General features: G+C 63.2%; 21 protein-coding genes. 11 read left to right on the plus strand and 10 right to left on the minus strand.

Features of this window, described 5'->3' with window-relative positions:
• Window positions 1–108: 108 nt before the first annotated feature.
• Window positions 109–411, minus strand: a complete 303-nt coding sequence (locus tag KW842_RS00965; protein ID WP_218302223.1) for a DUF3761 domain-containing protein — start codon at window positions 409–411, stop codon at window positions 109–111.
• Window positions 412–589: 178 nt separating this feature from the next.
• Between KW842_RS00965 and KW842_RS00970 the strand changes: the two genes are divergently transcribed.
• From KW842_RS00970 to KW842_RS00985, 4 genes are all read left to right on the plus strand, one after another.
• A complete protein-coding gene (locus KW842_RS00970; protein WP_218302224.1) occupies window positions 590–1,393 on the plus strand; it encodes a MipA/OmpV family protein in 804 nt (267 codons plus the stop codon).
• 36 nt (window positions 1,394–1,429) lie between these two features.
• Complete coding sequence (locus KW842_RS00975) at window positions 1,430–2,128, plus strand: response regulator transcription factor (RefSeq protein WP_218302225.1); 699 nt, start codon at window positions 1,430–1,432, stop codon at window positions 2,126–2,128.
• Window positions 2,121–3,416 (plus strand): HAMP domain-containing sensor histidine kinase, encoded by a 1,296-nt coding sequence (locus KW842_RS00980; RefSeq protein WP_218302226.1) that lies wholly within the window; start codon window positions 2,121–2,123, stop codon window positions 3,414–3,416. Before KW842_RS00975 ends, KW842_RS00980 begins: the two co-directional genes overlap by 8 nt.
• A 93-nt stretch (window positions 3,417–3,509) precedes the next feature.
• Window positions 3,510–3,707 (plus strand): hypothetical protein, encoded by a 198-nt coding sequence (locus KW842_RS00985; RefSeq protein WP_218302227.1) that lies wholly within the window; start codon window positions 3,510–3,512, stop codon window positions 3,705–3,707.
• Here the strand turns inward: KW842_RS00985 and KW842_RS00990 are convergent, their stop codons facing one another.
• The 3 genes from KW842_RS00990 to KW842_RS01000 are packed head-to-tail and all read right to left on the minus strand — an operon-like array spanning window position 3,708 to window position 6,783.
• Entirely contained in the window at window positions 3,708–4,178 is a 471-nt protein-coding gene (locus tag KW842_RS00990) for a response regulator (protein ID WP_154372854.1), read from the minus strand.
• Complete coding sequence (locus KW842_RS00995) at window positions 4,175–6,013, minus strand: ATP-binding protein (RefSeq protein ID WP_218302228.1); 1,839 nt, start codon at window positions 6,011–6,013, stop codon at window positions 4,175–4,177. Before KW842_RS00995 ends, KW842_RS00990 begins: the two co-directional genes overlap by 4 nt.
• Entirely contained in the window at window positions 6,010–6,783 is a 774-nt protein-coding gene (locus KW842_RS01000; RefSeq protein ID WP_218302229.1) for a response regulator transcription factor, read from the minus strand. Before KW842_RS01000 ends, KW842_RS00995 begins: the two co-directional genes overlap by 4 nt.
• 135 nt (window positions 6,784–6,918) lie before the next feature.
• On the opposite strand from KW842_RS01000, the gene KW842_RS01005 reads away from it, so the two are divergent.
• Window positions 6,919–7,413 carry an SgcJ/EcaC family oxidoreductase gene (locus KW842_RS01005; protein WP_218302230.1) on the plus strand — a complete coding sequence of 165 codons (495 nt, stop codon included), beginning with the start codon at window positions 6,919–6,921 and terminating at the stop codon, window positions 7,411–7,413.
• A gap of 40 nt (window positions 7,414–7,453) precedes the next feature.
• Here KW842_RS01005 and KW842_RS01010 read toward each other — a convergent pair whose 3' ends face one another.
• Window positions 7,454–7,744 (minus strand): hypothetical protein, encoded by a 291-nt coding sequence (locus tag KW842_RS01010; protein ID WP_218302231.1) that lies wholly within the window; start codon window positions 7,742–7,744, stop codon window positions 7,454–7,456.
• Window positions 7,745–8,039: 295 nt separating this feature from the next.
• Between KW842_RS01010 and KW842_RS01015 the strand changes: the two genes are divergently transcribed.
• Both KW842_RS01015 and KW842_RS01020 read left to right on the plus strand, forming a co-directional pair.
• Window positions 8,040–8,882, plus strand: a complete 843-nt coding sequence (locus KW842_RS01015; RefSeq protein ID WP_218302232.1) for a hypothetical protein — start codon at window positions 8,040–8,042, stop codon at window positions 8,880–8,882.
• Window positions 8,883–8,896: 14 nt separating this feature from the next.
• Entirely contained in the window at window positions 8,897–11,116 is a 2,220-nt protein-coding gene (locus tag KW842_RS01020) for a penicillin acylase family protein (RefSeq protein ID WP_218302233.1), read from the plus strand.
• Window positions 11,117–11,119: 3 nt separating this feature from the next.
• Here KW842_RS01020 and KW842_RS01025 read toward each other — a convergent pair whose 3' ends face one another.
• Entirely contained in the window at window positions 11,120–12,115 is a 996-nt protein-coding gene (locus KW842_RS01025) for an AraC family transcriptional regulator ligand-binding domain-containing protein (protein WP_373925118.1), read from the minus strand.
• Between the two features lie 128 nt (window positions 12,116–12,243).
• On the opposite strand from KW842_RS01025, the gene fabF reads away from it, so the two are divergent.
• On the plus strand, window positions 12,244–13,500 hold the full coding sequence (gene fabF / locus KW842_RS01030) for a beta-ketoacyl-ACP synthase II (RefSeq protein ID WP_218303053.1): 1,257 nt from the start codon (window positions 12,244–12,246) through the stop codon (window positions 13,498–13,500).
• Here fabF and KW842_RS01035 read toward each other — a convergent pair whose 3' ends face one another.
• The 3 genes from KW842_RS01035 to KW842_RS01045 are packed head-to-tail and all read right to left on the minus strand — an operon-like array spanning window position 13,501 to window position 16,453.
• Window positions 13,501–13,887 carry an HNH endonuclease gene (locus KW842_RS01035; RefSeq protein WP_218302235.1) on the minus strand — a complete coding sequence of 129 codons (387 nt, stop codon included), beginning with the start codon at window positions 13,885–13,887 and terminating at the stop codon, window positions 13,501–13,503. It lies immediately after the preceding gene.
• A gap of 17 nt (window positions 13,888–13,904) precedes the next feature.
• The gene (locus KW842_RS01040; RefSeq protein ID WP_229223423.1) at window positions 13,905–15,089 is read right to left on the minus strand and encodes a PLP-dependent aspartate aminotransferase family protein; all 1,185 of its coding nucleotides are present in this window, start codon (window positions 15,087–15,089) and stop codon (window positions 13,905–13,907) included.
• Window positions 15,086–16,453, minus strand: a complete 1,368-nt coding sequence (locus KW842_RS01045; RefSeq protein ID WP_218302236.1) for a cystathionine beta-synthase — start codon at window positions 16,451–16,453, stop codon at window positions 15,086–15,088. The genes KW842_RS01040 and KW842_RS01045 overlap by 4 nt, the downstream gene beginning before the upstream one ends.
• A 68-nt stretch (window positions 16,454–16,521) precedes the next feature.
• Here KW842_RS01045 and KW842_RS01050 point away from each other — a divergent pair, with 68 nt between their 5' ends.
• The 3 genes from KW842_RS01050 to KW842_RS01060 are packed head-to-tail and all read left to right on the plus strand — an operon-like array spanning window position 16,522 to window position 19,275.
• The gene (locus tag KW842_RS01050; protein WP_218302237.1) at window positions 16,522–17,082 is read left to right on the plus strand and encodes a thymidine kinase; all 561 of its coding nucleotides are present in this window, start codon (window positions 16,522–16,524) and stop codon (window positions 17,080–17,082) included.
• Between the two features lie 9 nt (window positions 17,083–17,091).
• Window positions 17,092–18,015, plus strand: coding sequence for an alpha/beta hydrolase (locus KW842_RS01055; RefSeq protein ID WP_218302238.1), 924 nt, complete (start codon window positions 17,092–17,094; stop codon window positions 18,013–18,015).
• 9 nt (window positions 18,016–18,024) lie between these two features.
• Window positions 18,025–19,275 (plus strand): dienelactone hydrolase family protein, encoded by a 1,251-nt coding sequence (locus tag KW842_RS01060; protein WP_218302239.1) that lies wholly within the window; start codon window positions 18,025–18,027, stop codon window positions 19,273–19,275.
• Here KW842_RS01060 and KW842_RS01065 read toward each other — a convergent pair.
• Window positions 19,256–21,415, minus strand: a complete 2,160-nt coding sequence (locus tag KW842_RS01065) for an ATP-binding protein (protein ID WP_229223424.1) — start codon at window positions 21,413–21,415, stop codon at window positions 19,256–19,258. The two genes, KW842_RS01060 and KW842_RS01065, sit on opposite strands and share 20 nt — an antisense overlap.
• Window positions 21,416–21,423: the final 8 nt, after the last annotated feature.

Here is a 21,423-nt window from a genome sequence, read left to right on the forward strand (position 1 = left end):
TTGTCACTTACTGCATAAACATTCTAGTGACTGATCGCGAAGATATAGTGACAATCTAGATTAATACATATCAGCTGCTGTTGAGGGCAGGCGCTCTGTATTGATCCTCTACAGCCACGCGCCAACGCCACCATGCCCAGAGCAAGTCCCGCGCCGGCTCTTGCTGAAGCTATAACTGCCATCCCGGCATTTCGCGCTGGCGCCGGCGGGTACCTTGCCGTCGACGCTTTGCGCGGGCGAGTGCACGTCCTGGCCCGCCTTGTTCCGGTAGTGCCCGTGCGTTTGCAGGTTTGCTTCGTTCGGCTCGACTTTCTTTGGTGTAACAATCTGAGGCGGTTCTGGTGGCGCGAGCTGAGCTTGGGCAGCCGTCGAAATCGAAACAGCAAGGAGGAGGGAGGCAAGGAGTCTCATACCAGCATTATATGATTTGTTGGTGCTTGGAAAACTAGTAAATTGTCACGATTGCATCGGCCACAGGTGCGGCATCCCATCCTGCGTAAGCTGGCTTGACCTGATCGCGACATTTTCGCGACATCATTACGGCATAGTCCGGGCTTCATACTCCTCTTCACTTCAACAAGGAATATCAATGAAGCTCATTACTCTCGTTACCCTCACCCTGCTGGCTGGCCATGGGGCTGCGTTTGCGGCCGATGACAAGGCGCCGTTTGGCAGTCCGCAAGGCCCACGCGCCGGATGGGGGCTCGGCGTTGGCGTGGTGGTGTCGTCGGCCGAATACGCTGGTGAAGACCGCCGCATCATCCCGGTGCCGCTGGTGTCGTATGAAAGCGAGCGTTTCTTCTGGCGCGGTATTAGTGGCGGCGTCCATCTGTACCGCCAGCAGGGATTCAGCCTGGACGCCACGCTGTCGGCGCGTTTCAGCGGTATCGATAAAAAAGACTTCGGCGTGCGTGAGCTGGCCGAACGCGGCATCAATCGCGATTTGCTGGAAGACCGTAAGGACAGCGTGGATATCGGCCTGGCCGCGGGCTGGAGCGGTGACTGGGGCAAGCTGGATCTGGGCATCAAGCGCGACGCGGGTAGTGCCAGCAAGGCCCTGGAAGGTTCGGTGAAATATGGCTATCCGGTCAAGCTGGGCGGCACCCGCATTACGCCGCATGCGGGTGTATCTTTCATGTCGAAGAAAATGGCGAACTATTACTACGGCACGCTGGCCTCCGAGGTGGCGCGCGGCGTGGTTGATTACAGGCCAGGCAATGCGGCTGTTCCGGTGATCGGCGTCGATGTCATGCACCCGCTGAACAATGAGTGGATGCTGATCGGCGGCCTGTCGTACCGCGCCTTGCCGAGTAAGCTGAAAAACAGCCCGCTGGTGGAAAAAGACACGAATGGCAGTGCATCGCTGATCTTTGCCGTCTCGCGCAGCTTTTAAGCTAATCTGTCGCAATCTGAAAAGACGGAGTTGAACGTGACCGACCAGCCATTGAGTATATTGATCGTCGAGGATAACGCGGCGCTGGCCGCCAATATCTACGATTTCCTGGAAGCCTGCGGGCACACGCCGGATGCCGCGCCGGACGGCGAATCGGCGCTTGCCCTGCTAGCGATCCAGCGTTACGACGCCATTGTGCTCGACTGGATGATGCCGCGCATGGATGGCATGACGATGCTGGCGTGCTTGCGCGGGGAGCGCCAGTCCTCGATTCCGGTGTTGATGCTGACCGCCAGGGATCAGCTGGAAAACAAGATCGAGGGCTTTCATACCGGCGCTGACGATTACATGGTCAAGCCGATCGCGTTGGCCGAACTGGAGATTCGCCTGCGGGTGGTGGTCAGCCGTGCCCGCGCGTCGGAAGCGCAGGCGCGTGTGCTGCAGGTGGCCGATCTCCAGTTTGACCTGAATACGCAGATCGTCAGCCGCAGCGGCCATCCGCTGGCGCTGTCGCCAATCCGTCGCCGACTGTTGGAAATGCTGATGCGCCGCTCGCCGCATGTGGTGCCGCGCGAGGATCTGGAGCATCTGATCTGGAAGAACGAGGTGCCGGATGCCGACATCTTGCGCTCGCATATGCATATGCTGCGCAAGGCCGTCGATGGCGGCGCCGCCTCGAAACTGATCCAGACCGTCACTGGCGCCGGCTATTGCATCCGTTCTGCCCATGATTAACGCCGTCACCGAGCCAACTGTGCGCCGTCACAGCTTGCAATGGAAAGTCACGCTGCCGTTTGTGTTGATCGGCATCGTGATGACAGTCGGGATCAGCTTCCAGGCGTGGCTTAGCCAGGGGCTGATCGTGCATCCGATATGGGAGCAGCTACTGTCGTCCAGCACCGAGCAGTATCTGGCGCTGGCGCGGCGGCATGGGGACGCGCCGCTGCCATCGGAGGGGCCATTGCGCGGCTGGCGTTTGTCCGGCGGGCCGCTGCCGGCCGACATGCCGGCTTACTTCGCCCAACTGGCGCCGGGCTACTATGACGAAGAACATAACGAGGAGCCCGATTTCGATCACGCGGTGCTGGTGACGGCGGTCGGCAACGGGCGCATCGTCATGGCGGTGGATATCACCGCGCTGGAAGGGCAGCAGAATCGCAACGCGTTTTACAGTACGCTGTTCTGGCTACTGAGTATGATCATGGTCACGCTCAGCGTATTGCGGATTTATCGCAGCTTGCGGCTACAGATGCGGCAATTGGCGCGGGCGATGAATGCGCTCAACCCGGAGCGGCCATCCGAGCGGCTGCCAGTCGATTTCCAGCTGGTAGAGCTGCATGATATCGCGCTGCTGGTCAACGGCCACCTGGACCGGGTCGAGCGCTTTGTCGAGCGTGAGCGCAGCTTGCTGGATCAGGCCAGCCACGAATTCCGTACGCCGATCGCTGTGGTTGCCGGCGCGGTGGATGTGTTGATGCAGCAGCCTTTGCCTCCCAAGGCGATGGCGCCGCTACAGCGCATCCGCACCACCACCGACAACTTGACCGAGATCATGGCGGCTTTGCTCTACCTGTCGCGTGAGCCAGATGGGAAAGCGCTGAACCAATCCACCAGAGTGGATGCCTTGCTGGAGGTGTTGGTCGCGGATCATCGGCATCTCCTGGACGGCAAGCTGGTCGACTATGTGCTCGATGACACCCAGCCCACGTGGGTCGATGCGCCGGAGGCGATGGTCCGCATCGTTATCGGCAACCTGCTGCGCAACGCGGCCGAAAACAGCTTTGAAGGTGCGATCATCGTCGCGCTGCAAGGGCGCTGTCTGACGGTACGCGATTGCGGCATCGGTTTCGACATCGCAGCAGCGGCGCGCTCTTATTCCATGTCATTGCGTAATTCAGCCAAGCTGGGTGGCGGGCAAGGACTGGGATTATTTCTGATCCGGCGTATCTGCGAGCGCTTTGGCTGGTCGCTATCCATTACGTCAACCGTTTCCAAAGGGACGCTGGCCGAGCTGCGTTTCTAACTCCATGAAAATTACCTATATCGATGATGGTGTGCGATGGCTGAGTAGCCGCCGCATGCTAACATGGCGTTCTTTTGCTGAACGAGTCGGGAAATGGCGTCTGAAAAAGTAGTGAAGTTGGGATTGGCTGCGGCGATGGTGGCAATCGTGCTGGGCGTGGCCGGCTATGTGCTGGTGTTCTGGCACAGCTACCAGGGCTGCCAGCAGCTGGAGGCCGAAGCGGCGAAGAACGGCAAGCCGATGTCTTGCGCCGAGATCAAGGCTGAAGCCAAGGCGGCCAGCAAGCGTTAATCAACCCTGGCGGCTGCGGTAGCTTTGCGGCGCCAGGTCTTCCTTGGGCGCCAGCGCTTGCAGGCGCTTGTACAGCACGCGCGTTTCCAGCAGATTCCACACGCGCAGCATCGCTTCCAGCGTATCAAACGGTTTGGTCAAAAAATCTTTCGCGCCCAGTGCCAGCGAGCGGCGCTTGGCTTCGGCTGTCGCATCGGCGGTAATCACCAGCACCGGCCGGAAATCATACGGATCGCCGCGCCGTTTCAGGCGTTCCAGCACGGCGTAGCCATCCAGGTCGGGCATCATCAGGTCCAGCACAATCAGGTCCGGGTCAAAAGCGGTGTACAGGTCCAGCGCCGTCTTGGCGTCGGTGGTGCCGACGACATGGGTCAGGCCTTCGCCGATAAACAAATCCTCCAGCAGACGCAGATTGGCCGGCTGATCATCGATGATCAGGATGCGGGAGGCCAGCACTTCGTTTTCCATCATCGTGTTTGCTCCGTTTCGTCCAGCAGTGCGAAGAACGCCGGAACGTTGAGTGGCTTGGCTAGCTGGCCGCTGTCGCCGGAGCCGAGCAGCACGGCCACTGGCGCGGCGGCGCGCAGATCGGCGTCGGCCAGTTCGGCGGCAACCAGCAGCAGGTCCGGCGGCGTGGCGCGTGCTTGCGCCATGCCGCTGGCGTAATCGGCGGCCGTGTCGATCTGCCAGTGCGGACGGCGGCGCAGCAGCGTGGCGATCAGGATGCGCGTGGCGGTGTCGCCGTCGATGCATAACAGCCGGTGGGTGATGGCGCTGGCTTGCGGTTCGGTGGCGGCTTGCGCACGCTGCTGTTCCGCCGGATCGGGTTCGCGGGCGCTGGCGTTGATGTCGGCCACCGCCAGCGTCAGGGTGAAGCGGCTGCCGCGCTGCGGCTTGTGGGCGTATTGCAGGTCGCCCTGCATGGCCTGGATCAGCGCTTTGGAGACGGTCAGTCCCAGGCCGGCGCCTTCGGCCTTGCCGCGCTCCGCGCCAAGGCGGTCGAACGGGGTGAACAGGCGTGCCTGCATTTCCGGTGCGATGCCGGGGCCTTCGTCTTCGATGTGAAGGCTGGCCACGCCGCCGGCCAGCGTGCAGCCGATATCCGCGCCGCCGCCATATTTGATGGCGTTGGAGAGCAGGTTGAGCATCACTTGCAGCAGGCGCTGGCGGTCGGCCATCACGGCAATGGCGTCATCGATGTGCGCTGGACGCAAGGCCACGCCGCGTTGTTGCGCCATCGGCGCCATCAGGGTCAGCGCCTCGGCCACCAGCGGCGCCAACGCCACCGGCACGCAATGCAGTGTCAGCTTGCCGGCTTCGATACGGCCGATGTCCAGCACTTCATCAATCAGTGATAGCAGGTGCTGGCCGGCCTGGCGGATATGTTCGGCGTGTTCGCGGTCGCGCGGCGCGTTCAGGCCCGCCTCCAGCAACTGCGCGTAGCCGAGAATAGCGTTCAGCGGCGTGCGCAGCTCGTGGCTGGTACGCGCCAGGAAGGCGGTCTTGGCCTGATTGGCGGCCTGCGCGGCGGAGGCACGTCCTGCCAGCAGCACCGAGGCCTGGTGCAGACGTTCCGCCAGCTGGCCCAGTTCATCGGTGTTGGCGGGCGCCGGTTTCAGTGGCTGGTCGCTGGTCAGGCGTTCGGCGTTTTCGACGGCGAAGCGCACCCGCCGCACCAGGCCGATGGTGAAGGCCAGCGTCGCCAGCGTGCCGGCAAGGCCGGCCGCCACCACCGCGATGGTCATCCACAGATTGCGATTCGATGCGCCTTGCAGCGCTGCCGTGCGTTGCGCCACCAGTTCCGCCTCACGCGTGTTCATGACGGCGATTTCGGCGCGCAGCTGGTCGAGAATCTGCTTGCTGCTCAACAGGTGCTGCTGCAGTTCTGCCGCGCTGGCGTTGCGCTGGCCGCGCATCAGATCCAGGCTGGCCAGCTTGCTCTCCAGCAGAGGGCGGATGCGTTGCAGGCTGGCGCGCTGTTCTGCGTCGCTGACTTTGTCTTCCAGGCTGGCCAGCGTGACCGGCAACTGCCGCGCGGCGACGCTGTACGGGGTGAGGAAGTCATCGCGGCCGGTCAGCAGGTAACCGCGCACGCCGGTTGCCGCTTCGGCGATCTGCGTGTGCAGGCGCTGAATGTCGGCCTGCGTCTGCATGGTGCGCAGCATCTCGGCGGTGGCGGCTGCGGTATTGCGCTCCAGTGTGTAGCTGGTGGCGGCGGAACCAAGCAGCAGCACCAGCGAGGCGCTGACGATCATGCCGACCTTGACGCCCAAGGACCAGTGGCGCGGATGCAGCGGCGCTCTCATGATCCCAGCCCGCAATCGGCCGCGCGCACCGCCGCCTGGGTGCGGTCGCGCAGGTCCAGCTTGTGCAGGATGCGCTCGATATGCACTTTGACCGTGCCGGCCGCAATGCCAAGCTGCTCGCCGATATGGGCATTGGTGCCGCCGCTTGGCAGCAGCGCGAAGACCTGCAATTCACGCGGCGTCAATTGCTTGAGCAAGGCTGCCGCTTCCGGTGCGGCGGCGCGTTGCGCGTTCTGACTCGGCCCGCTCAGCAGCGCGGCCAGCAAAGTACCCAGCGCCTGCAGCGTGGTCAGATCGTCGGCATTCGGTTGTGGCGCGGCGCGGGCGCTGAGCAGGGCCAGGACGCCACGGTGTTTGCCGTCCAGTGCCAGCGGCACCAGCACTTCCAGTCCCACGCGCTGTTCGCGGCCGATGCGCAGCGGGCTGACCAGATCCTGCCGCACCAGCGGCGCCTGCGGTCCCGGTTGCAGCGCCGCCTGCATGGCCGCCGTGTAGGCGAGGCGTGCGCCGGCCGGCGGCACCAGTCCCTGGCTGGCGCACACCTGCAGTGCGTCGTCTTGCAGCACCATCAGCAGGCCGTCTTCCAGCGACAGAAAGGCGAGCGCCTTGGCGAGTATCGATGCCAGCGCGGCGGCGCGCTGGCCCGGCTCGGCGGCGATGGCGGCCGCGTCAGCCAGCAGGCGCCAGCGGGCGGCGCTACTTTCGTTGTGCCGGTAGCGGCTGCGCGCGGCGCGCGCACTGTCTGGTGCAAAGCTGTCTGGATGGGTCATCGGTAAATTATATGCCACCCGGCATATGCCGAACTACCCATGCAGCAGATTTTTATCGCGCCGGATGGCGGGATACTGTGTGCATCGGCGGCGCTTTGGCTCGCTGAACTGATGAAACCACATAATGGAGCACACATGAAACGTATCCTGATCTCCCTGGCCCTGGCCGCCACCACCGCAATCGCCCACGCCGACGGCGCGCCGAAATTCTATGCCGAAGTCGCGCAAGCGCCGACCAATGCGCGCGAAGCGGAAATCGCCGCACTGTTCGACCGCTGGAACGCCGCCCTGGCGACCGGTGATGCCGACAAGGTCACCGCGCTGTACGCGCCGGATGGCGTGCTGGAGCCGACCGTGTCCAACGAAGTGCGCAGCACGCCGGCCGGCATCCGCGATTATTTCGTCAAGTTCCTGAAGATGCAGCCGGTCGGCACCATCAACTATCGCCAGATCCGCCTGCTGGGCGCTGATTCGGCGCTGGACACCGGTGTCTACACCTTCAAGCTGACCAAGGACGGCAAGTCGCAGAACGTGCAGGCGCGCTATACCTATGTGTACAAAAAGGTCGATGGCGGCTGGAAGATCCTGAATCACCACTCGTCTGCCATGCCGGAAGTGGCTGCCCAGTAGCCTTGGGATGCAGGCCGCGCATTGCGCGCGGCCATTGACGCTACACGCCGTCGATCAGTTTCAGGCCGCTCCAGGCCAGCGTGCTCACTTCCACCACCAGTATCGATGGTTCCGGATGCAGGGTGGCCGCCAGGCGGTGGATGGCGTCGCGCACTTCGTTGATCGGCTCATTGCCGCTGTAGCAGTATTCCCCCAGCGGCAGCAGGTAGCCTTTGCCGTCGTCGGCCTTGATGGCGCCGGCGACATTGTATTTTGCCAACTCGGCGTTCAATTTGTCGTAGGTGTCGGGCTGGATGTCTGCGTAGGTCACGCGGATGATGTAGTTGACCATGTTAAATCCTCAATGTTGGAATCGCATCATGGCATAAAAAAACGCGCTATAGCGCGTTTTTTATTGTCAAATCCCCCAAGCGCCAAAGACAAAGCCCCGAGCAGGCGGGGAACCTGTCGGGGCTTTGCGTCAATTGGCGGAGAAAGCACGTTTGACTGAGTGCGATGATAAACAGGCTTTCTTAAAATTGCCTTAGTAACTATCTTGCAAGCTGATGCTTTTGGTGGAGGGCCGGATGGTGTAGCATGCTGAACGGCGCTCGGGCAGGGCCCGCGCCGGGAATCCGAGGATAGATATGCAAATCAAAATTAATGACACGCTGCGCGCTTACATCGAGCCGCTGACCGAAAGTGAATACCAGGCGCTGGAGCGCAGCATCCTGACCGAAGGCTGCCGCGACGCGCTGGTGCTGTGGGAAGACGTACTGGTAGATGGACATAACCGCTATCAGATCTGCCAGGAGCACGGTGTACCGTTCAAGGCGATTGAGAACACCAGCTTCCGCAGCCTGGAAGACGTCAAGCTGTGGATGATTGATAACAATCTGGGCCGCCGCAGCATTTCCGACTACCAGCGCGGCGTGCTGGCGCTGCGCAAGAAAGAAATCATGACGGCGCGCGCGCTGGAACTGGCGGCCGAAGCCGCCGCCGAAGACGCCAAGATCGCACCGCCGGAAGATGGCGACGCGCCGTCCAAGAAGCCAGCCGCCATGCCGCTGGCGTCGCGCGAGGACATCGCCCGCGCCGCGCGCCTGAGCAGCGCGACCATCGGCCAGATCGAAAAAATCCAGAAGACGGCCACGCCGGAGCTGGTGGAGGCGGTGCGCGCCGGCACCATCTCGATCAATGCTGCCGCGACCGTGGCGTCGCTGCCGGAAGAGGTGCAACTGGCGGCGGTTGCTGGTGGCAAGAAGGAGCTGCAAAAAGCGGCCAAGGAAGTGCGCGATTTGCGCGCGGCTTCGCGTCCGGCCAAGGAGCCAAAAGAGTCGAAAGCCGCGCCAGCGGTGGATTATGGCGATATTCCGATGGATGTGCAGGAACTGCGCTCCGAAAACGCCGCACTGCGTGAGAAGAACGCGGCGCTGCTGGAAGAGATCACGGTGCTTCAGCGCCGGCTTTCCGAATTGACCAGCGCCTGATTATTGGAGATTTTATGCAGCGACTGCATGCGCCCTTCGCGTTGACTTGTTTTGTTTCAGTAAGCGCGGCGCTTGCGGCGCCCGTGGCCCCGGTCAAGGCTGCGGCCAGCGAGGAGGCGCGGCTGCAAGCCGCTGCCAAGCGCGTCACCATCCTGCGGGATAAATGGGGCATTCCCCATATCTACGGCAAAACCGACGCCGACGCGGTGTTCGGGCTGGTCTACGCGCAGGCGGAGGACGACTTCCGCCGCGTGGAGCTGAACTTCATCAACGCCATGGGACGGCTGGCCGAAGTGGAGGGCGAGGCGGAGCTGTATAAAGACCTGCGCATGAAGCTGTTCATCAATCCGGAAGAGCTTCAGCGCCAGTATGCGCTCGCGCCGGCTTGGCTGAAAAAGCTGATGAACGCGTGGGCCGATGGACTTAACTTTTACCTGCAAACGCATCCTGAAGTGAAGCCCGCGCTGCTGACGCGCTTTGAACCCTGGATGGCGCTCAGCTTCAGCGAAGGCAGCATCGGCGGCGATATCGAAACCATCGACATCAAGCAGTTGCAAGCGCTGTACGAGGGCGGCGCCAAGCTACCCTTGATGCCGCCGGTGCTGATGTCGTCCGGCGACGGCGTCGATCTGGACAAGGAGCCGGGCGGCTCCAACGGTTTTGCGATCGCCCCCGCGCTGACCCGCAACAAGCGCGCGCTGCTGATGATCAATCCGCACACCTCGTTTTACTTCCGTCCCGAAGTACAGGTGCAAAGCCAGGAAGGCCTGAATGCCTACGGCGCTGTGACCTGGGGCCAGTTCTTCGTCTATCAGGGCTTTAATGACCGCATCGGCTGGATGCATACCTCCGGCGGTGGCGACGTGATCGACGAGTATCTGGAAACCATCTCGGAAAAGGATGGCCAGTTCTTCTACCAGTACGGCAGCGAACAGCGGCCGCTGAAGGCGGTTGATATCGCGCTGCCGTACAAGACGGCGAGCGGCACGGCCAGCAAGACGGTGCGCGTCTACTACAGCCACCACGGCCCGATCATCCGCGCCAAGGATGGCAAATGGGTGGCTGTACGCCTGATGAACGAGCCGCTGAAGGCGCTGATGCAGTCCTTCATCCGCACCAAGGCGCGCAACTACAAGCAGTTCTACAAGTCGATGGAGTTGCGCACCAACTCGTCGAATAACACGGTGTATGCGGACGCCGACGGCAATATCGCTTACTTCCACGGGAACTTCATCCCGCGCCGCGATCCGCAGTTCGACTGGAAGCATCCAGTCGATGGCAGCAATCCGGCCACCGAGTGGCAAGGCCTGCATGAAGTCAAAGAGACGATCACGCTTTTCAATCCGAAGAATGGCTGGATACAGAACACCAATAACTGGCCATACACGGCCGCCGGCGCGTACAGCCCGAAAGTGAAGGACTATCCGGCGTATATGTCGGTGTTCCCCGAGAACCCGCGCGGCATCCACGCCGTACGCGTGCTGGAGAATAAAAAAGACTTCACCATCGACAGCCTGATCGCCGCGTCCTACGATACCCAGCTGCCAGCGTTTGAATCGCTGCTGCCACAGCTGTTTGCCGCCTACGATGCGCTGCCGGAAAACGACGCGCGCAAGACTGCGCTCGCGCCGCAGATCGAAGCCTTGCACGAGTGGGATATGCGCTATTCGCTGGAGTCGACCAGCACCTCGCTGGCGGTCTTCTGGGCGCAGGATTTGTGGAACACCTGGCAGCCGGCTGCCAAGGCCAGGGAAGTGCCGGTGCTGGACTACATCCAGGCCGCGCTGACGCCGCTCCAGCGCCTCGAAGCGCTGGAGCGCGCTGTCGCCAGGCTGAATGCCGATTTCGGCAACTGGCTAACGCCGTGGGGCGAAATCAACCGCTTCCAGCGCCTGACCGGCGACATCGTCCAGCCGTTTGACGACAGCAAGCCTAGCCTGCCGGTGGCTTTTGCTTCGGCCAACTGGGGATCGCTGGCGGCCTACGGCATGACCTCCAAACAGAAAACCAAGCGCATCTACGGTGAACGCGGCAACAGCTTCGTGGCGGCGGTGGAGTTTGGGCCGCGCATCAAGGCGCGCAGCATCCTGGCCGGTGGACAGAGCGGCAATCCGGCCTCGCCGCACTTCAATGACCAGGCAGCGATGTATGCGCGCGGCGAATTCAAGGACGTGTTGTTCTACAAGGCCGATGTGGAGAAAAACCTGGAGCGCCGCTACCATCCAGGCGAATAAGCCTTACTCGGTGTCGCGCGCGCCCTTGCGGTAGTCGGTGGGACTGCTGCCGGTCCACTGCTTGAAGGCGCGGCAGAATACGGCGGAGTTGGAGAAGCCCAGATCCAGCGCCAGCGCGGCCACGCTGTCGTTGGAGTGGGTCAACCGGTGCACGGCGATGTCGCGCCGCAGTTCGTCCTTCACGCGCTGGAAGGCCGTGCCTTCTTCCGCAAATTTGCGGGTCAGGTTGCGCACCGAGACATGCAGCGCTTCTGCCAGTTCCTGAATGGCGACTGGTTCAATGATGCGCGGCTCCAGAAACGCGCGCGTCTTCGCCGCCAGCGACGCGCGGTTCACCGCCGCAAACGTCCAGTCCTCGGGCGCCCGCTTGAGAAATCCCCACAACTGATGCTTCTCGCGCTGGAAGGTGGAAGCGCAGTCCTTCTCGTCAAGGCAGATGCTGGTGTCGGCCGCATCGAAACTCACCCCGCCAGGAAACAGGAAAACGTAGTCCTGCACATAGCGCGGCCGCGCGAAGCAGAACGCCACCTTGTGCACGGCGATTTCCCGGCCCAGCAGCCATGAGCTGACGCCATGGACCAGCTTCATCATCAAGCCATGCCCCAGCGGATTGGCTACAGCACCGGGTGCGCGTGCAACCAATGACAGCCGGATCACACCTTCCTTGCGCGCCATGTGCAGGCGGTAGTCATCCAGCAGCAGATTCCAGAAACGCACGAATCGGTTCAGCGCGACCATGATGGTTGGCGTGTCGAGCAGGCTCAACATCAGGTATTTCAGCGTGCCGCTGCGGATGGGGCGTGACCATAAACCCAGCATTTCATCGTCCAGCTGCGCGGCCACCGCCTTGTATAGCGCCACGTACTGGCGGCGGGTGATGCGTGCGTCCGGCTGCGCCAGCAGGGAAGCTGGAATGCCGGCACCGGCAAGGGTGTCGATCAGCACTTGCTGGCTCTGGCTGGCGCGCATAAACGCCAGCATCTCTTGTGCAAAATGCACGGAGACGGTTTCTGAGGTTGGCGCGTTATGCATATATTTTGGCCGGAAAAGTGAGGTATTCGCTTCAATGAATGACTATACTGCGTGCCGTTATGGCGTGTTTTGCCTATTTTTGCATGGCTAATCTGATGGAGCAAGGTGTGATGAGCAAACGTATAGTCGTTACCGGCATGGGCATCGTGTCGCCGTTGGGGATGGGCCGTGAGACGGTTTGGCAGCGGCTGCTGGCCGGCCAGTCCGGCATTACCCGCCTGGATGACGAGTTCACGGCCGATCTGGCCTGCAAAGTGGGCGGCATGGTGCCGGACTTCGATCCCGCAGTGGCGGCAGAGCCCAAAGATCAGAAAAAGATGGACCGCTTCGCGTTGTTTGCACTGGCGGCGGCGCAGGAAGCGCTGGACCAGGCAGGCTGGCATCCGGCCACTGAAGATGAGCGGCTGCGCACGGCCACCATCGTCGCTTCCGGTATCGGTGGCTTTGGCGCGGTGGCGGAGGCAGTGCGAACCACGGACGGACGCGGCCCGCGCCGGCTGTCGCCGTTCACCGTGCCGGGCTTCCTGGCCAATATGGCGGCCAGCCAGATCTCGATCCGCCACGGTTTGCGTGGCCCGCTGGGCGCGCCAATCACCGCTTGCGCCGCCGGTGCGCAGGCTATCGGTGACGCTGCGCGACTGATACGCTCCGGCGAAGCCGAGATCGCCGTGTGCGGCGGCGCCGAGGCTTGTGTTGATCGCGTCAGCCTGGGGTCATTCGCAGCGATGCGCGCGCTGTCCTCCGGCTTTAATGATGCTCCGGAGACGGCATCGCGTCCCTTTGATCAGGGCCACGACGGCTTTGTGATGGGCGAGGGCGCCGGCATCCTGGTGATAGAGGAACTGGAGCATGCGCTACGTCGCGGCGCAGTGCCAATCGCGGAACTGGTGGGCTACGGCACCACCGCCGATGCCCATCACCTGACTGCGCCACTTGACGACGGTGCGGGCGGCCGCCGCGCGATGGAATTGGCGCTCCGCCAGGCGGGCGTGCCTGCCACGGCCGTTGGCCACCTGAACGCGCACGCCACGTCGACCCCGGTGGGTGATGCCTGCGAACTGGCAGCGATCCGCGCGCTGTTTGGCGAGCACAGTCCCGCCATTTCGGCCACCAAGTCGGCGACGGGGCATTTGCTGGGCGCTGCGGGCGGCGTGGAGGCGATCTTCACGATTCAGGCCTTGCGCGACCAGCTGGCGCCGCCCACGCTGAACCTGAGCGAACCAGTGGCCGAAGCGGCCGGGTTGGATATCGTCGCCGGCGCACCGCGTCCTTTGCAGACCGAGTATGCGCTGTCGAATGGATTCGGATTTGGCGGCGTCAACGCCAGCCTGTTGTTCCGCCGCTGGCAGTAATCAGGGCTGCGGGTAGACCAGTGGCTCGGCGGGTTCCGCTTCGTCGAGCCGCACCCATTGCAGGTTGTCGATACGGTTGTTGCGCACATTGCCATCGCGATGGCGCACCACCGGCAGCTTGTTTGGGTTGGGCAGGAATACCTCGGCCACCAGGTCGTGCACATAGAACTCGCCCTCGCGCGTGCCGCCGCGCAGCTTGACCTTCAGGCCCTCCGGATACAGCGTGGGTTTCAGCACGCTGACCTTGGAACCGGCGGACAGCATCACCCGGCCGTCTTTCGATACCTTGTAATAGTCGCTGCCGGCCACCGGCTTGGCGCCGGCGACCAGAATCGAGTACGCGAAGCCAAGGCCCAGCACCATGGCGATGATAATGAGATAGATCATGGGCAGAATAGTAGCAGCTAAATAGCGTCCAGCGAACGGCGAATATCGGCCTTTAAATCCCCTATATCTTCAATTCCGACGGATAGCCGTATCAGTCCGTCGCCGATGCCCAGCGCCGCCCGTTGCGCGGCCGGGATGCTGGCGTGGGTCATCAGCGCAGGATGTTCGATCAGGCTTTCGACGCCGCCCAGGCTCTCTGCCAGCGCGAATACTTCGCAGGATTCGAGGAAGCGGCGCGCACCCGGCAGGTCGGTGGCCAGGTCGATCGAGATGATGCCGCCGAAGCCCTGCATCTGCCGTTTCGCCAGCGCGTGCTGCGGGTGCGATTCCAGGCCGGGGTAGTAGACCTTGCGTACTTCCTTTTGCTGCTCCAGCCAGCGCGCCAGTTCCAGTGCGCTGGCGCAGTGCCGTTCCATGCGGATCGCCAGCGTCTTCACGCCGCGCAGCGCCAGGAAGCTGTCGAACGGACCGGCGATGGCGCCCACGGAGTTCTGCAGGAAGGCCAGCTGCTCGCGCCATTCCTGTTGCCGCTCCTCGCCGCCGACCACGGCGATGCCGCCGATGATGTCCGAGTGGCCATTCAGATACTTGGTGGCCGAGTGCACCACGATGTCGAAGCCATGTTCCAGCGGACGCTGGACGATGGGGCTGGCGAAGGTGTTGTCCGCCACCGCGATGACACCGCGCTCGCGGCAGATGTGTGCGATCGCCTGTAAATCCGCCAGCTTGAGCATGGGATTGGTCGGCGTTTCAACCCACACCATTTTGGTTTCCGGCTTGATGGCGGCCAGCAGGTTTTCCGGCCTGGTCAGGTCGACGTAGCTGAAATCGTGGCCGGCGCTGCGGCGGCGCACGCGCTCGAACAGGCGGTAGGTGCCGCCATACATGTCGTCGCCGGCGATGATGTGCGAGCCGGCGTCGGCCAGTTCCAGCACCGTCGATATCGCCGCCAGGCCGGAGGCGAAGGCAAAACCTTGCGCGCCGCTCTCCAGGTCGGCCACGCAGCGTTCCAGCGCCCAGCGGGTCGGGTTGTGCGAGCGGCCGTAGTCCAGGCCTTTGTGCACGCCGGGGCTGTCCTGCACGAAGGTGGATGTGGCGTAAATCGGCGGCATGATGGCGCCGGTGGACGGGTCCGGCGATTGGCCGGCGTGGATGACGCGCGTGGCCAGCGCGGCTTTGGCTTTGTCGTCAGGTCGATTCAAGATAGCGTCCTTCGCAAATGGTTGAGCAGGTCGTAGCGGGTGATCAGGCCGTAGAAAATCTCGTGTTCGGCCACCACGGCGGTCAGGCCTCGGTCGAGAATGTCGCGCAGTGCCGCCATGCCGGCGGACGGCGGCAGGATTTCCAGGCGCCGGGTCATGGCCGTGCTGACCGGCTGGTTGAAGCGTTCCGGCTCGGCCCCGACCGTCAGCAGCAGGTCGGATTCGTCGATGATGCCGGCCAATTGACCTTGCTCCAGCACCGGCAGCTGCGCCACGTCGGCGGCGCGCATGCGGTTGAAGGCGATCATCAAGGTGTCTTGCGGCGTGACGCTGATGACTTCTCCGGCGTCGAAGCGGCGGCCGATCAGGTCGCGCAGATCGTTGTGCTGGCGGCGTTGCAGCAGGCCCTGGTCGCGCATCCAGCCGTCGTTGTAGACTTTGGACAGATAGCGGGTGCCGGTATCGCACACCAGGCTGACCACGCGTTTGGGGGTGGTTTGTTCACGGCAGTAGCGCAGCGCGGCGGCCAGCAGCGTGCCGGTGGACGAGCCGCCCGGTATGCCTTCCTCCTTCAGCAGGGCGCGCGCAGTGGCGAAGCTTTCCACGTCTTCGATGGTGTAGGCTTTTTTCACGCTGCGCATATCGGCGATGGCGGGAATGAAGTCTTCACCGATGCCTTCCACTGCCCAGGAACCACTGGTCTCGGCGACGCGGCCGGTGTCGATGTATTCGGCCAGGATGGAGCCGGCAGGATCGGCGAGGATGAATTCCACCTGCGGCGCCACCTTGCGGAAGTAGCGCGACAGGCCGGTCAGCGTGCCGGAGGAACCGACGCCGACCACGATGGCGTCCACATCATGGCCCATCTGTTCCCAGATTTCCGGGCCGGTGGTGGTTTCGTGCGCCAGTGGATTGGCAGGGTTGTTGAACTGGTCGGCGAACCAGGCGCCCGGCATCTCGGCGGCCAGGCGCGCGGCATAGTCCTGGTAATACTCGGGATGGCCTTTGCCGACGTCGGAGCGGGTGGTGCGCACTTCGGCGCCGAGCGCCTTCAGGTGCAGCACTTTTTCGGTCGACATCTTGTCCGGCACCACCAGCAGCACGCGGTAGCCTTTCAGCCGCCCGACCAGCGCCAGTCCCAGGCCGGTATTGCCGGCGGTGGCTTCGATGATGGTGCCGCCGGGCTTGAGCAGGCCCTGGGCTTCGGCCGCTGCTATCATCGCCAGGCCGATGCGGTCCTTGATCGAGCCGCCGGGGTTTTGCGATTCCAGTTTCAGGAATAATTGGCAGGGGCCGGTATCGAGACGGGTAATCTCGGCCAGCGGCGTGTTGCCAATCAGGGTGAACAAGGCAGGGGTGCGCATGCGTTCTCCTTTGTGCATTTCAGGCAAGTATGCGCTTTTTTCAGATGGCGCGGTTTATAATCCGCGCCATGGCAAAACTCTACTTCCGCTACTCTGCGATGAACGCAGGCAAGTCCACCGCCATGCTGCAGGTGGCCCACAACTATGAAGAGCAGGGGCAGGCCGTGCGCCTGTTCACGGCGGCCATCGACAACCGCTATGGCGTCGGCAAGGTCACCTCGCGCCTGGGACCGCAGCGCGAAACCGAGGTGTTCGACAAGAACACCAATTTCCTGCAAACCATCGACAAGAAAATCGCCTGCCTGCTGGTGGACGAGGCGCAATTCCTCAGCAAGGACCAGGTCAAGCAGCTGCACCAGCTGGCGCAAGTGCGCGGCGTGCCGGTGATCACCTACGGCCTGCGCTCCGACTTCCTGGGCGAACCGTTCCCTGGCTCCGCCTACCTGCTGGCGCTGGCGGACGACATCGAAGAAATCAAGAACATCTGCACTTGCGGCAAAAAAGCCACGATGAACATCCGTGTCGATGAGAACGGCCGACGCATCAAGGAAGGCGACCAGATCAGCATAGGCGGCAACGAAAGCTACCGTCAGGCATGTGGGCGTTGTTTCTACAGCGAAATCCATTAAACTGACGGGATGCTGCCATCCCTGATTAATCTGCCAGCGCTGGATAACCGGCGCGTCAAGACCAGCCATGAAGATGTGCTGGTCGACCAGGTCATTCCGGGCGAGATATTGGTGATTGCCTTCGGCTTCGTCTCATGGGAGACGCGGCCGGACTTTGATTTTTACGGCCGGCTGAAAAAGCTGGAGCAGGCCAGCGGCCGGCATATCAACAAGATCCTGGTGCGGGACTCCGGCAACGCCTGGTATCACCGCAAGATCGCCGGCCTGGGCGAACATCCCGACGAAACGGCGGCCGGCCTGCGCGTATTGATCGACGCCATTCGGCCGAGCAAGGTGATCACCATCGGCCAGTCGATGGGTGCGTATGCGGCGCTGATGTATGGCCTGCTGCTGGAAGTGCAGCAGGTGGTCGCCTTTGGTCCGCTATCTTTCCTCGATCCGCAACAGGCCTTGCTGTACCACGAGCGTCGCTGGCTGTCGGTGATGCGCGACCTGGCCGCGCGGCCGCCCGCATCCGGCTACTATGATTTGCAGGCGCTGGGCCGCGCCAGGGCCGGCAAGCTGCCCGATATGCATATACTGTTCGGCACCAAGCCGGACAAGGATGGCGCAAGCGAGTCGGTCAACCTGGATGCCATGCATGCACACCGATTGGCGGCGGCCGGCAACTGCACGCTGTATCCCTTCCCGTATTCAGGCCACACGGTGGTACAGCACCTGATCGACACCAAGCGTATCAACGCCACACTGGCACACATCATCATGGGGCTGACGCTGCCGGAGGAGGCGAGGGAAGTCACGCCAGACTGGCACGGCTGGATCGCCGATAATCTGCGCCTGGGCGGCACACCGGATGAGCTGGTGGAAATCCTCAAACAGCATGGTTTTTCTGATGCCAGCAGCCGGGCTGCGATCGCCAACATGCAATCATAAAAGGCAACGATGCGTTTTATATCCCTGATTTTGCTGTGCTGCGCCGCTCTTTCGGCGCACGCGTCGCATTATGCGTATTTGAACCCGGCAGGTAAGTACCCGGTTGGCTTCAAACTGATCAAGCAGTACGACTACAGCCGATCATCGCTGCCGTTGATTGACATCGATACGGGCAAACCCCGGCAAGGGGAACTGGCGCGGGCGATGCAGACATTGGTCTGGTATCCGGCTGCGGGGGGCGGCACCGGCATGAGCTACGCCGATTATCTCGGGACCGCTTTCACGCGCAGAGACTTCTCCCTTGGCGATGCGCAGGTGGCGCTGAAGACGGCGCAGTTTATCAAGCAATCCGGCAAAGCCTTGACCCCCGCTCAGCGGCAGGCGGAAGCGGACAGCCCCGTATGGGCGCATCGCGACGCCATGCCAGCGGCAGGCAAGTTCCCGCTAGTGATCTACGCGCCCGGGGCCAACGGTCAGGCGCACGAAAACGCCGAACTGTGTGAATACCTGGCCAGCCAGGGCTACGTTGTTCTCGCCAGTCACAGCGTCGATGGGCAGGGACGCGTGATGAATACGAATCTGGAAGGGGCGGAGGCACAGGCGGCCGATATCGCTTTTCTGATCGGCTATGCGCATAGCCTCCCGCAGGTGGATATGGGACGCATCGCCGTGGCCGGCTTTAGCTGGGGCGGACTGGCGAATGTACTGGCCGCCGCCAGGGACCAGCGCATCCGCGCGCTGGTGTCGCTGGACGGATCGATGCGCGGCTATCCGGAATACATCAACGGCGGCAAGGATGCGGCCAAATACGTCACGCCGGAACGCGTGAACGTACCGCTGCTGTATCTGTCAGCCAGGCCAAGGACGATTGAACAACTGGAAGGCAGCTATGACGTGTCCTTCAGCTTCATCAACGCGATGCAGTATTCGGATGTGTATTACTACATCCTGCATCCGATGGCACACGTCAATTTCAGCACCTCGCAAATCCGATTCAGTGGCGATGCTGACTTTGAGGAGTATTCACGCGCGGAGATCGTGCAGGCGCATAACTGGGCGTCCCGTTATGTGCTTGAGTTCCTGAATGCCTATCTGAAGGGCGATGCCGGGAGCAGGGAGTTCCTGGCCGCGCGTCCTGTACGCAATGGCGTACCGCCGCACATGATGACGGCGGATATCCGCATGGCGTCAAAAAATGCGGATCGCCCGGCCGAGGGCCGGACCGAGGGCGCGGAAACGCTCAAGCCACAGGCTCAATAGGCGCGGTGGCGCGCTGCAGGTCGGCGACGCTGGCGGGTTTGGTCAGGTGCAGGTCGAATTTGGCGTCGTAGGCGCGCGCCACGTCTTCTTTTTGGCCGTAGCCGGTCAGGGCGACCAGCCGCACCTGGTCGCCGCCCGGTTCCTGGCGAATCGCGGCGGCCAGTTCGTAGCCGCTCATATCGGGCAGGCCGATGTCCAAGATGGCGACTTGCGGCATTTCGCGCCGGACCGCGCTCAGCGCTTCGGCGGCGCTGTGGGCGATGCGTACTTCATGACCCAGCAATTGCAGCAGCGCCGCGCCGGACAGGGCGGCGTCGATATTGTCGTCCACCAGCAGCAATTGCAGGCCGCCCGCTGCAGCGCCGCCGCCAGGCGCGGCTTCCGCCTTCGGCGGCGTGGTCAGCGGCAGCAGCACTTCAAACTGGCTGCCCATGCCGGCGCCGGCACTGTGGGCGCTGACCTGGCCGCCGTGCAGGTCGATAATCTTGCGTACAATCGCCAGGCCCAGACCGAGGCCGCCGCTGCGCCGCGCCAGCGATTGCGGCGCTTGCTGGAAGGGCTCGAACATCCGTGCGATCAATTCTTCGCTCATGCCGATGCCATTGTCGCTGACTTCCAGCCGCGCGTGGGTGTCGTCCGCCGTCAGCGCCACCTTGGTGGCGCTGCTGCCGAAGCGGGCCGCGTTGGACAGCAGGTTGTTGAGTACCTGGGTCAGCCGGCTGTCGTCGCCCATCACCCACACGTCCGCCGGTGCGGACAGGCTGACTTGCTGGCCCGGCGCCGCCGCCACCGCGTGCCTTACTACTTCCGCCAGGTTGAGCGGCTGGGTGTCCAGCTGCAGCTTGCCGGAGGTGATGCGCGACAGGTCCAGCAGGTCGTCCACCAGCCGTCGCAGGTGATTGACCTGGCGCCGCATGACGCTGCGCTCCTTGCGGGTGGTCGGTTCGTCGCGCATGTCCAGCAGATCCAGCGAGGTGACGATGGGGCTGAGCGGATTGCGCAGTTCATGGCCCAGCACGGCGAGGAATTCATCCTTGGCGCGGCCGGCCTCGCGGGCGTGGATCAGCGCGGTCTGGTGGCTGGCCAGCGCGCGGTTCAGCGAGTCGAGCAGTTGCGCGCGCTCGTGCTCCTGGCCGTTGCGCTGCTGTTCGGCCTGTTCCAGCGCCTGGCCGATGCGGTCGATTTCAACGATGGACGACGGCGTCACGGTCAGCGGTGCGCCCGAGCCGAGCGCGGCGGCGTTTTGCCGCAAGGCCTCGATGGTGGCCAGCAGGCGTTTCGACAGCAGCGAGGCGAACAGCACGCAGCTCAGCAGCGACAGCGCGATGCCGATGCCATACACGCCCATGCGCTCGAAAGCGGCGGCGCGCAGGCCTTCGGCCGGACGGCCCACCACTACCGCCCAGCCATAGCGCGAGCGGGTGGTAAAGGCGGTGGACATCGGCTGTCCTTCGCTGGTGACGGCGGCGCCGAAGCCTTCCGCACCTGAGCTTTGCATCAGTGCTACCAGCGAGGCGCTCGGCGGATCGCCGACCTTGCGCTCCTGGTCGCGCGAACGCGCCACCACCGAGCGGGCGCCGTCGCGCACCGCGATCACCGCATCGACCGGCACTTGCTGTCGCAGGATCAGGCGCACCATGCGGTCCGGCAGGATCACTGCCGTCAATGTGTAGAGTTTGCCTTTGTCGCCGGCGATCAGCACTCGCACCGGGAAGGCGGTGCGGCCGCGCGGGCCGCGCGCGATCTGCCCGGCCACCGGCTGCTGGGTGGACAGCAACTGGCGCATGCTGGCCGGATCGGCCAGCGGCGGCGCATCCGCGCCATACGGGTCCATGGTGCGCAGCAGGACTTTGCCTTGGCCGTCGGTCAGGATGACGCCCAGCCAGTCGGGCTGAGTTTTGACCAGTGTGCTGGCGGCGGAATAGAAGCCGGGCAGGTCGCCATTCTGCAAGGGCGCCGAATTGCCGAGTGTGGTTAACATGGCAACAGCGCTGTCGAGCTCGGCATCGGCCGCGCTGGATAGCGCGCGCGCCAGATCGAGCATCCAGCGCTCCTGCTCGCGCTCCTTGTATTCGCCGGCGGCGTGGATGCTCCAGCCCCCCAGCAAAGCCAGCGGCAGCAGCCCGATCGCGGTCAGCATGATCAGCA

It is taken from the genome of Duganella sp. sic0402 (genome assembly GCF_019219065.1).
In the GTDB taxonomy this organism is placed as follows: domain Bacteria; phylum Pseudomonadota; class Gammaproteobacteria; order Burkholderiales; family Burkholderiaceae_D; genus Rugamonas.